Raw genomic sequence first — 12612 nt, forward strand, 5'->3', positions numbered from 1 at the left:
ACTACAATTGATGGGACGTGACTTTGATAGATAGAATTCAAGATAAAAAGAAAAAGGATACACTTAGATATAATGAATACTATGGAACTCAGAAAATATTTGATGAATTGTATGCGAAGGCTAAAAGAAATGAAAATTTCTATAAGTTATATGACCTCATCATAAGTGAGGAAAACATTTTATTGGCATATAGAACACTTAAATCAAATAAAGGAAGTACAACAAAGGGAAGTAATCCACATACTATTAGAGATATAAAACTGTGGAGTGAGCTTGAAATAGTTGAATATGTCAGAAAAAGACTAAGCAACTATCAACCGCAACCAGTTAGAAGAATCTTTATACCAAAGCATGATGGAAAAATGCGACCTTTAGGAATACCAACAATAGAGGACAGAATTATTCAACAGTGTATCAAACAGGTATTGGAACCTATATGTGAAGCAAAATTTTATGATTACAGCTTTGGATTTAGACCAAATAGAAGTGCCAAACATGCAATAGCAAGATGTTATCACTTAATGCAAAGAGCTGACTTACATTACGTTGTAGATATAGACCTAAAAGGATTTTTTGATAATGTAAATCATAGTAAGCTCCTAAAACAGATGTATAGTTTAGGCATTAAGGATAAAAAGGTAATAAGTATAATATCGAAAATGTTAAAGTGTGAAGTAGTTGGAGAAGGAAAACAAGAAAGAGGTACACCACAGGGCGGAATACTAAGCCCGTTATTATCAAATATCGTTTTAAACGAATTGGATTGGTGGATTGATTCTCAATTCTATGGAATACCAACAAAACATGAATATAGTTGTCAACTATCACATGGAAGGGCACTCAAAGGAACAAATCTAAAGGAAATGCATATCGTTAGATATGCGGATGACTTTAAAGTATTTTGTAGAGATTATAAAACCGCTTGTAAAATTAAAATAGCAATCACAGAATGGTTAAAAGATAGACTTAAACTTGAAATTAATGAGGAAAAGTCTAAGATTGTTAATTTAAGAGAATCCTATTCTGAATTTTTAGGACTTAAAATGAAGGTTCATAGAAAAGGAATAAAACATTACAATGGTAATGAAAAAGAAAAGTACACAATTAAAAGTTGTGTATCAAATAAAGCGGTTAACAACTTAACAGTTAAAATCAAAAGACATATTAAAGTTATCCAACACTCAGAAAAACCAAAGGCAGAATTAGCAAAGTTAAATCAAATGCTATTTGGATATCATAATTATTATGACAGTGCTTCTCATGTATGTAAGAGTTTTCATATTATTGAATTCAATGTGCTTAAATATATGAAAAATAGACTCAAACCTTTTGCAACAGAAAGTGGAACAAAGAATAAAGTGGTTGAAAAGTATTATGGAGATAGTAAAGCTATCAAGTATTATTGTAAATATGCATTAATACCAATATCATATATAAAGATGAGACCTCCAATGCAATTTAAACAAGAAACTTGTGACTACACTGAAAAGGGTAGGAAGTTAGTACATGACTATTTAAAACTAACAATAACAAGTAGAATAGCAGATATGATGAGGTATTTCTCTAAAAATGATAGTGTTGAATACAATGATAATAGAATATCAGTATTTTCAGCACAAAATGGTCAATGTGCAATTACAAAATGGGTTCTTAAAACATTTCATTTTCATTGTCACCATAAAACCCCTAAACACTTAGGTGGCGATGACAGTTATCAAAACTTAGTAATAGTCGAAGGTAGAGTACATAGGCTAATACATGCAGTCGATGAGAAACTGATTGAAAAATTAATAAAAGAACTTGGACTTGAAGCAAATCAAATTAAGAAAGTAAACCAATATAGAAAACTTTGTGAACTACAAGAAATTAATGTTGCAGGATAAATTATAAAATCTTGAATATATCTTAATGTTAATTATTAAATTATTATATGTCCGATGGAACGCCGTATGAGTAGGAAACTCTCATGTACGGTGTGAAGTGGGGGAAAAGGTGGAGATAATCTCAAAACCTTACCTATCACTATTGGAAATTGTTCGAAAGCTTGCTGGATATTCCATGGGTAGATCAGATCTAGTGCGTCGTGCTATGTCTAAAAAGAAACACAAGGTCATGGAAGAAGAGCGCTACAACTTTATTCATGGAATAGTTGGAATAGATGGCACCATAGAAGTGGAGGGGTGCCTACGTAATGGGATTACGGAGGAAGCAGCAAACCGGATATTTGATCAGATGATGGATTTTGCTTCCTATGCTTTCAATAAATCCCATGCAGCAGCCTATGCAGTTGTAGGTTATCAAACAGCATACTTAATGTGTTATTACCCTACAGAATTTATAGCCGCTATGCTAAATAGTATAAAAGGTAGTAGTGAGAAAGTAGCCTTTTATACTAGATATGCGGACCAAATTGGTATTCAAGTTTTACCACCTAGTATAAATGAAAGTTTTGCAGGGTTTACTGTAAAGGGGGATACTATAAGATTTGGGCTCACAGCTATAAAGAATGTTGGGGCAAATGTAATAGATACTATTGTAAAAAGCCGAGAGGAAAAAGGCGATTTCACTGGATTCATGGATTTTTGCAATAAGATAGATACCTCTTGTGTAAGCAAAAGAGCAGTAGAAAGTCTTATTAAGGCTGGAGCATTTGATGATTTTAAGGTTTATAGGTCTAAGCTACTAGCAATCTATGAGAAAGTATTAGATGGAGTAAACAACGATAGGAAGAGGAATGTTTCAGGACAAATAAATCTATTTTTAGATTTTGATAATGATTATGATAATTTTGAAATAGAGTATCCAAATATTAAAGAATTTAAAAAGAAACATATTTTAGCAATGGAAAAAGAAATGACAGGAATATACTTGTCTGGACATCCACTAGATGATTATGAAGAGACCTTAAAGATTCAGACCAATACAAGAATATCTGATATTTTAGTGGAGGAAAGCCTTGAAGAAGGTAATGATTTACTAAGTGAAAGCTTTAAACTTAAAGATGGTGATAATGTTATCATTGGAGGAATAATATCAACGGTTACAAGGAAAGTTACTAAGAATAATGCAATGATGGCCTTTATTAATCTTGAGGATTTATACGCTAGTGTTGAGGTAATAGTTTTTCCTAAGACCTTTGAAAAATATAAGTCCTTAATAGAAGAGGATGAAATAATAATAATAAAGGGAAGAGTAAGTATCAGGGAAGAGGAACAACCCAAAATATTATGTGAAGATATTAAACCATTATTAAAGATTAATAGTGAAAAGATTTATATCTTGATAGAAAATGAATCTATGATGAAGGATGCCCTAAAAAAACTAAAACAGAATTTGACCATATATAGAGGAAACACCCCTGTATACCTTTGTACAAAGGAGCCAAGAAAGATGTATGTTGTAGATAAGGGTTTATGGCTCAGCGAGGAAACAGATACTATGGAAATGCTTCGAGGTGTATTCGGAAAAGATAATATAAAAATACAATAAGGCTTTTGCCTATGATAAATTTAAACATGGGAGAAATATTTTCTTCCATGTTTATTAATTAAATTATCTTCTAAAATGCCATTAAAAGGTTTACAATGCCGTTATAATATTATATTTAATATTTATAAATATAATATGTTGAATGTTCTGAGAAAGTTGTATAAAATTAGATTATAATAACATTATATTTAGCAGCAAGAGTCTATAAACAATCAGGGACATATTTTGACCATAGTTAATAAATCTTGTCCCAGTGAGAACTATAAGGATAAATAATTAATAATTATCTTATGCCAAGAGTACTACGAGGAGGAATGTTTATGAAAACAATTGCAGTATTAACAAGTGGAGGAGATGCACCAGGAATGAATGCAGCCATTAGATCTGTAGTTAGAATGGCTATACACAAAGGCATTAGAGTTATGGGTGTACAACGAGGGTATAGCGGGCTTATAAATGGTGAAATCTTTGAAATGGATAGACACTCAGTTTCTGATATAATTCATAGAGGGGGAACTATTCTTAGAACTGCACGATCAGAAGAATTTACAACAGAAGAAGGTAGAAAAAAGGCAGTTAATGTACTAAGGGTATTTGGTATTGATGGGTTGGTAGTAATCGGAGGGGACGGTTCTTTTAAAGGGGCACAGCTGTTATCAGAAATGGGCATTGCAACTGTTGGTATTCCAGGAACTATAGATAATGACTTGCCTTATAGCGAATATACTATAGGATTTGATACAGCACTAAATACTGTACTTGATGCTATAAATAAAATAAGAGATACTTCAAGTTCCCATGAGAGAATTAGTGTAGTTGAGGTAATGGGAAGAAATTGTGGGGATATAGCCTTATATGCTGGAATTGGCGGAGGGGCCGAAAGTGTAATTATTCCTGAAATAGGGTATGAAATAGATGATTTATGCAAAACTATATTCGAAGGTAAGCTAAGAGGGAAGATGCATAATTTAATAATACTAGCTGAAGGTGTAGGAAAAGCAAATGAGCTAGCAAAGCAAGTTGAAGAAATAACAGGAATTGAATCAAGAGCTACAATACTTGGGCATATTCAAAGGGGCGGAAGTCCGAGTGCCTTTGATAGAATATTGGCTTCAAGAATGGGAGTAGAAGCAGTAGAAGTGCTTATACAAGGTAGATCAGGAAGAGTAATTGGTATGAGAGAAGGCAAAGTAGTAGATGAAGATATAAATGTTGCACTAGCAATACCAAGGGCATTTGATGAAAAGCTTTATGAAATATCAAAAGTGTTATCTTATTAAGCATCACCTGTGGTGCTGTAGGCATCACTTACGTGCTGTAGCATAAGATTAGCTAATAATAAATACAAAATAAATATAGAATAAATACAAAATAAATTTTCAATAAGGGGAGTAATTTATGAAGAAAACTAAAATTATATGTACAATAGGACCAACTAGTGACAATAGTGAAACTATAAAAAGACTAATCAATGAGGGGATGGATGCTTCAAGGCATAATTTTTCTCACGGAGATCATGAAGAACATAAGGTAAGAATGGACTTAGTAAAAAAACTAAGAACAGAGCTTAATAAACATATTGCTATAATACTAGACACTAAAGGACCAGAAATTAGAACAGGGAATTTTGCAGCTGGTAAAGTTGAATTAAAAGAAGGTTCAAAATTTACTATTGTTTGTGGTGAGGAAGTTGTGGGGGATGAAACAATTTGCTCGGTAACATATAATAAGTTACATGAAGACGTTAAGCCAGGTGATACTATATTAATAGATGACGGTTTAGTTGGACTTAGGGTAGATGAAGTAAAAGGTAAAAGAGTACTTTGCACCGTTGCAAATACTGGAATGGTAGGTACCCATAAAGGGGTTAATGTACCTGGAGTTTCAATAAATCTACCTTCACTTACAGAGAGAGACATTGAAGATTTAAAATTTGGGATTTCCCAAGAAGTTGATATTGTTGCTGCGTCTTTTATAAGAAAAGCTGCAGATGTACTTGATATAAGACGTGTACTTAACGAAAATGGTGGAGCAGAAATACAAATATTTTCTAAAATTGAAAATAGAGAAGGGGTTAATAATATTGATGATATTATTAAATTCTCTGACGGTATTATGGTTGCAAGAGGAGACTTAGGGGTTGAAATTCCTACGGAAGAAGTCCCTATAGTTCAAAAAATGATTATTGAAAAATGTAATGCTGCAGGGAAAGCAGTTATAACAGCTACTCAAATGTTAGATTCCATGATGAGAAACCCAAGACCAACTAGAGCAGAGTCCTCAGACGTTGCAAATGCAATATTTGATGGTACAGATGCAATAATGCTTAGTGGTGAAACTGCTAGTGGTAAATACCCTGTAGAAACAGTAATGATAATGTCTAAGATAGCGCAAGCTGCTGAAAATGCTCTTAATTATGAGGCTAACTTAAAGAAGAAGAGAAAATCCCATATTCCCAATGTGCCAAATGCTATTAGTTTAGCTACTTGTAATACGGCTATGGAATTAAATGCTTCAGCTATTATCACTGCAACACAAAGTGGTCATACAGCTAAAAAGGTTTCGGCTTATAGACCGGAATGTCCTGTTATAGCTGTTACTCCTTATGAAAAAGTAGCAAGAAGCTTAGCATTAAATTGGGGTGTGTTTCCAGTATGTTCAGATAAAGTAGATTCTACAGATGAACTTATAGATAAGTCTGTAAACATTGCACTAGAAGCAGGTTATGTGGAAAAGGGAGACTTAGTAGTTATTGCAGCTGGAATCCCTGCAAATTACGTAGGTAGCACAAATATGATGAAGGTTCATGTTGTTGGGGATATATTACTTCAAGGTAAGGGGAATATAAGTGCATCAGCTTGTGGAACAGCTCATTATGTAAAATCTGCAAAAGAAGCTAATGATACTATTCAAGATGGAGATATTTTAGTAGTGAAAAGATTAAATAGGGAATATATTGATATATTAGATAGAGTTTCAGGAATCATTGTAGAAGAAGATGAGCTAAGCTCAAGCGTTGTTATTGAATGTACCTCAAAAGGAATTCCAATAATATATAATGCAACAGGAGCAGCAGAAATCATTAAAACTGGTTCATTTATAACAATGGATGCAGCTAGAGGTATCGTATATAGTGGAAGAGCTAATATAAAGTACTAATAACTACCAAAAAAAGGTTGAAACATGAGGCGTGATTGTGTATAATTGAAACACATATGGTTATAATTACAGGTAAAACAGTATGGCAACTGATTTCTATTTAGCACCTATATGGTGCTTTTTTTGTCTATAAAAGCAGAAACATAGAAAATCTTATAAAAATATAAAGATTACTTCTAACTTATTCTTCATATGTATAGTATAATAAAATCAAAAGCTACAAATTATAATTAAAGGCTATAAATTATAGTTGGAAACTGAAACTAAAAATTGCAAAACTATAACCATGACTTTATCTAAAAATAAATGATAGGAGTGATAATCATGATTGGAACTTTAAGCTGCAGTGCAACAAGGTGTGTTAATAATATGTCTGGAATATGCTCAGCAAGTAATATCAATGTTTCAGGTGCAAATGCTCATAGTACTGAGGAAACACAATGCGAAACCTTTGCCGAAAAGGGTTTAAAAAACTCCTTAACAAATGTACTAAATATGAATGTGATTGGTGAAATAAAACAAGCATTTAATCATGATATTATCAAGATGAGTCCAAGTATTAAATGCGAGGCTACAAATTGTGTTCATAATGAAAAAGATTTATGTATTGCAGATAATATTATAATAAGTGGAATAGATGCTTTAAATAGCGAAAGAACACAATGTGAGACATTTAAAGAATAGTTAAGCTTTTAATCAAATGAAAAATATATTTACAGTAGCTGTTTTTTAGTTACAATTAAATAGGCGCAGGGAATAAATGAACTAGTATAGTTTACTTGTTGTTTATTTTCCTGTGCCTTATCATTTTAAAATTGTAGCCTAGAATTGCTAGAATTAAAATAGATATTATTAGAGAGGAGAAAATTATGAAGGGTAAGAAAGAATTTGATAATTATGTTATTCCTGTTGAAAAAAACATGGATTACATAATGACTATAGACAATATGGGATACGAGGGCGAAGGGGTAGGAAAGATAGACAATTTTACCGTTTTTGTAGCTGGTGCAATTGTAGGAGAAAAGGTAAAAGTAAAAATTGTTAAACTGTCTAAAAGCTTTGCCTTTGGTAAACTACTAGAGATTATTGAAACATCTAAAAGTAGAATAGAACCAGTTTGTAGTATTTATAAAAACTGTGGAGGGTGTAATATACAGCATGTTGACTATGAGGCGCAGTTAGATTTTAAAACTGATAGGGTAAAGCAAGTTATGGGCAGAATTGGGAAACTCGAAGATGTAATAATACATCCTACGATAGGTATGAAGGATCCTTATAATTATAGAAATAAAGTTCAATTACCTGTATCAAATAAGGCTGGAGAAGTAAACATTGGTTTTTATGCAGCAAGAAGCCACGACATAATTAATATGGAAACTTGCTATATTCAAGACAAGGTAGCAGATATTGTGGTGAAACTAACAAAACAATGGATGAAAGAGTATGGTGTTCAGAGTTACAATGAGGAAAATCATCAAGGATCTGTTCGTCATATTATGATTAGAAAAGGATTTAAAACAGGGGAAGTAATGGTGGTGGTAGTTACTAAAGGTAAGAGTCTCCCTTTTAAAGAAGAATTTATAGCTTTAATGACTAAAAAAATTCAAGGACTAGTTAGCATAGTACAAAATGTTAATAATGAAAAGACAAATGTAATACTAGGAGCCCAATGTAAAACCTTATGGGGAAAAGATACTATAACTGATTACATAGGTGAATTTAAATTTGAAGTTTCTCCACTATCCTTTTTCCAAGTCAATTCAATTCAAACAGAAGTATTATATGGTAAAGCACTTGAGTATGCAAATTTAAGTGGTGGAGAAGTGGTTCTAGATGCTTACTGTGGTACAGGAACTATATCTTTATTTTTATCACAAAAGGCTAAAAAAGTATACGGTGTAGAGATAGTACCAGAAGCTATTGAAAATGCCAAAATAAATGCCAAAGAAAACAATGTACATAATACAGAATTTATAGTAGGTGAAGCAGAGAGAGTTATTCCAAAACTTATTAGTGAAGGAGTACGTGCTGATGTTGTGGTTGTTGACCCTCCAAGAAAGGGTTGCGATAAATCACTTTTGGAAGCTATCAGCAGTATGAAGCCTAAAACTATAGTATATGTGTCTTGTGATCCAGGAACCTTAGCTCGTGATCTGGGAATTTTAGGGGAGCTTGGCTATAAAACTATAGAAATTCAGCCGGTGGACATGTTTCCGCAGACGGCGCATGTGGAGTGTGTGGTTAAACTTAGTGCCACCCACGTGGCAAGTGGCATGTAGTGGATTTTAAATAAAAACTGAAGTTTATTTTATATTCCCTCAAACTAAATTAGTTTGGGGGAATTTTGTTGAAATAACATATTTAGATTACATTGGTTGTGAGCTTTTAAGAAATCCATTTTGGCCACTTAATGTAGCTAAAGAACTTCAAGATGATGATTTAATATCATGATATAATAAATGTGAATATTGTGTGAATATATATGGTAAAATTAACGTAAAATTTGTAAAGTTGTAACACGATTGCCATACATAAAGCTGATAATGAGAGGATAAGAATGAGAATTTCTTAAAATGAATTTAGGAGGTTTTATTATGGTAAAGAGAAAGTTATATCAGAGACTACTTGTTTTGGGTATTGTTGGGAGCATAACTATTTCAAGTGCAATTGTAGCATTTGCAGATAATGTTAAGGCTAACAACTCTACTAAAACTAAGATTGAAGGCAGATTAGGTGTTAAACATAGAAGTGGAGATATTCAAAAGGGAGGCATGCAAAAGAGTAATTATTTAGGAACAGTATTAGCGACTCAGGTAACAGCGGGTGTTATAACTAAAATTGAAGCTGATAAGGTAACAGAATTCTTAAAAGCTAAAGAAGCTACGAGAAAAGCTGAAATGGATGCACAAAAGGCTAAATTTGATGCAATGACTGATGCTGATAAAAAGGTAGCAATGGAAGCTAAAAAAGCAGAAAGAGATGCACAAAAGGCTAAGCTAAAAGCTATGACTGTAGAGGAAAGAACTGCTTATATGAAGGCTAATAGACCTTCAAATACTAATATATTCACTGAGCTTGTAACAGCAGGCATTTTAACTAAAGATCAAGCTGATAAGATACAAGCTGCAGCACCACAAAAACCTGAAAAAGGAAGAGAATACATCAGACAATAAAATGCTTAAGTAAAAAATTTAATATGATTTATGTTCCCTCAGACTTAAGTTAAAGTTTGGGGGATTTCTATTGCCACTTTTTAATTGCAAATATATAATGAATTATTAGTAAGAAATATATAAAATAAATCAGTTTATAATAAGTAAAGCAAATATAAAAAGGAGGTAGAAAAGTCATGATTTCAAAATTCAAAAAAATACAATACAATTCACCTGTAATATTAACTTTTACGTTTTTAGCTCTTGCTAGTTACTTATTGTGTTATGTAACAAATGACACTTTGACAAGAGTGCTTTTTTCAAATTACAGAACTTCTTTTTTAGATCCTATGCAATACGTGAGGCTTTTTTCTTATATACTAGGTCATGCTAATTGGGCTCATTTTTCAGGAAATTTTATAATAATCTTAATAACTGGGCCTATGCTAGAAGAGAAGTACGGTTCCAAAGTTTTAATACAATTAATATTGGTAACAGCTTTTGTTACAGGCTTAATACATGTGATTTTCTCTAGTGCTGCACTGCTAGGGGCAAGCGGAATTGTTTATATGTTTATTATATTAAGCTCCTTTACAAATGCACAGAAGGGTAGAATTCCACTGACTTTAATAATTGTGTTTTTTGTATTCATAGGTAGAGAAATATTTGGAGGTGTTTTTGCGCAAGATAATATTTCACAACTTGCTCATATTATTGGTGGACTTTGTGGGGCATTGTTTGCTTTTAAAGTTAAACATATAGAATCAATGTGAAATTACTGATTTATCACTTTTGTAACATTTAAAAATATTTTACCAATACTGTTGACATTAACGCTACGTGAATGTGTACAATAAGATTGCAAGGAGATGAGCGTATGGAATATACAGTGCAAAAGCTAGGGAAGTTGGCAGGTGTAAGCACCAGAACACTTAGGTATTATGATGAAATAGGAATTCTTAAGCCGGCAAGAATTAATTCATCAGGATATCGAATCTACGGTGAAATAGAAGTTGATGGGTTACAGCAAATACTGTTTTACAGAGAACTAGGGGTGAGTTTAGATAGTATAAAAGAAATAGTAACATCACCTTCCTTTGATGGAACTATTGCACTTAGGGAACATCGTGAAAAGCTCCTGGAAAAAAGAAATCAATTGGATACTTTAATAGCTAATGTGGATAAAACAATAGCATTAACAGGAGGGGTAATTAAAATGAGTAATAAAGAAAAATTTGAAGGCTTTAAGAAAAATATCATCGATAATAATGAGAAAAAGTATGGTAAAGAAATAAGAGAGAAATATGGGAAGGATACAATTGAAAAGTCAAATGCAAAAATGATGAACATGACGCAGGAGCAATATGGTGAGGTGACAAAACTAACGGAGCAAGTAATAGCAACATTAGCAGAAGCTTTTAAAAATGGTGACCCAGCTAGTGATATAGCACAAAAAGCAGCTGATTTGCACAAGAAGTGGCTCACATATTATTGGAGTGAGTATAGCAAAGAGGCACATGCAGGTCTTGCCCAAATGTATGTTGATGATGAAAGATTCACAGCATACTATGATGAGAAGCAACCTGGAACAGCAGCTTTTTTGAGGGATGCAGTTTTTATATACACTGGTATGAATCATTAAAAGAAAGGTTGAATTAGAGGTCGCAACATTAGTAGAAGGTCATTATTTTGGGGTGTCAGTTAGGCATCCCTTTTGTGTACATAACTCAAAGTTCTAAAAAAGCAAAGAAGTGCATTATATTGAGATTTGGTAAAGGAGACAGGAGAGTATAAATATGTGGTTAAATAAAATTAGAAATCCGCTATTATTTCAGGGTAGTAGCAAGAAAGAAAATTATTTCGAAGGTTGGTATTATAAACAAGTTTCTAGGGATCATAAAAGAGTAATAAGTTTTATACCCGGAATTAGCTCGTTTAATAATGATGTTCATAGTTTCGTTCAATATATATATGTAAGCTTAGATGATGATAATAAGAAACTTATAAAAACAGGTTATGTTAAATATCCAATTGAGGATTTTAAGTTTAATAATAATCCTTTTAGGCTTCAGATAGCAGATAACATTTTCACAGAATCAACGATAACAATTAAAATGGTAGATAATAATATTGATATAGAAGGAAAATTGAATCTAGATCTATTTACCACCATAAAAAAATCTGTTTTAACTCCTAATATAATGGTTTTTTTTGCATATATACCTAAAATGGAATGCTATCATGGCATTGTAAGTATGAATCATCGAGTCAATGGAACAATTAGGATTGATAGTGAAGACGTAGATTTCCATGATGGAAAAGGATACATTGAAAAGGACTGGGGAACTTCATTTCCAGAAAGATACATTTGGATACAAAGTAACAATTTCAATAATAGCGATACTAGCATTTTTTGTTCAATAGCTGATATACCCTTCATGGGAAAAAACTTTTTAGGATTCATATGCAATTTAATCATAGCTGGAGTTGAATATCGGTTTGCAACTTATAATAATAGCAAATTAAGAGTTGAAAGTATAACCAAGGAAAAGATAATAATAACATTAGAGAATAACAAGGTGAAGCTTAAAATAGAAGCGTATCTAAATGAAACAGGAGAATTAATTGCACCAAAGCAAGGTGAGATGATAAAAGTAATAAAGGAAGAGGTTTCAGGTAAAGTTAAAATCAAATTATATAATAAGCAAAACGGAATTGCTTGCGAAGATATTTGTTATATAGCTGGAATTGAAGTTGTTGGGTTTTAACAAAAATAGTAAAATCAGTATTATGGGGATGTTATTTTTTATTA

9 protein-coding genes and 1 pseudogene are annotated in these 12612 nt (G+C 32.3%); all 10 read left to right on the top strand.

Features of this window, described 5'->3' with window-relative positions; translation table 11 throughout:
* Positions 1–23: 23 nt before the first annotated feature.
* On the top strand, positions 24–1883 hold the full coding sequence (gene ltrA / locus LGK97_RS12110; protein WP_264175031.1) for a group II intron reverse transcriptase/maturase: 1860 nt from the start codon (positions 24–26) through the stop codon (positions 1881–1883).
* Positions 1884–2022: 139 nt separating this feature from the next.
* Positions 2023–3489 (top strand): annotated as a pseudogene (locus tag LGK97_RS12115) (OB-fold nucleic acid binding domain-containing protein); the annotation flags it as partial.
* Between the two features lie 320 nt (positions 3490–3809).
* On the top strand, positions 3810–4769 hold the full coding sequence (pfkA, locus tag LGK97_RS12120; RefSeq protein WP_226260035.1) for a 6-phosphofructokinase: 960 nt from the start codon (positions 3810–3812) through the stop codon (positions 4767–4769).
* A gap of 118 nt (positions 4770–4887) precedes the next feature.
* Positions 4888–6648 (top strand): pyruvate kinase, encoded by a 1761-nt coding sequence (pyk, locus tag LGK97_RS12125; protein WP_226260036.1) that lies wholly within the window; start codon positions 4888–4890, stop codon positions 6646–6648.
* Between the two features lie 324 nt (positions 6649–6972).
* Positions 6973–7332, top strand: a complete 360-nt coding sequence (locus LGK97_RS12130) for a DUF1540 domain-containing protein (protein ID WP_226260037.1) — start codon at positions 6973–6975, stop codon at positions 7330–7332.
* Between the two features lie 185 nt (positions 7333–7517).
* A complete protein-coding gene (rlmD, locus tag LGK97_RS12135; protein ID WP_226260038.1) occupies positions 7518–8927 on the top strand; it encodes a 23S rRNA (uracil(1939)-C(5))-methyltransferase RlmD in 1410 nt (469 codons plus the stop codon).
* A gap of 315 nt (positions 8928–9242) precedes the next feature.
* Positions 9243–9821, top strand: coding sequence for a hypothetical protein (locus LGK97_RS12140; RefSeq protein ID WP_226260039.1), 579 nt, complete (start codon positions 9243–9245; stop codon positions 9819–9821).
* Between the two features lie 176 nt (positions 9822–9997).
* Positions 9998–10573: a rhomboid family intramembrane serine protease gene (locus LGK97_RS12145; RefSeq protein ID WP_226260040.1), complete on the top strand. Its 576-nt coding sequence runs from the start codon at positions 9998–10000 to the stop codon at positions 10571–10573.
* 104 nt (positions 10574–10677) lie between these two features.
* Positions 10678–11442 carry a MerR family transcriptional regulator gene (locus LGK97_RS12150; RefSeq protein ID WP_226260041.1) on the top strand — a complete coding sequence of 255 codons (765 nt, stop codon included), beginning with the start codon at positions 10678–10680 and terminating at the stop codon, positions 11440–11442.
* A gap of 154 nt (positions 11443–11596) precedes the next feature.
* Positions 11597–12568, top strand: a complete 972-nt coding sequence (locus LGK97_RS12155) for a tocopherol cyclase family protein (protein WP_226260042.1) — start codon at positions 11597–11599, stop codon at positions 12566–12568.
* The last annotated feature ends 44 nt before the right edge of the window (positions 12569–12612 follow it).

Source organism: Clostridium sp. CS001 (genome assembly GCF_020443565.1).
In the GTDB taxonomy this organism is placed as follows: domain Bacteria; phylum Bacillota; class Clostridia; order Clostridiales; family Clostridiaceae; genus Clostridium_AD.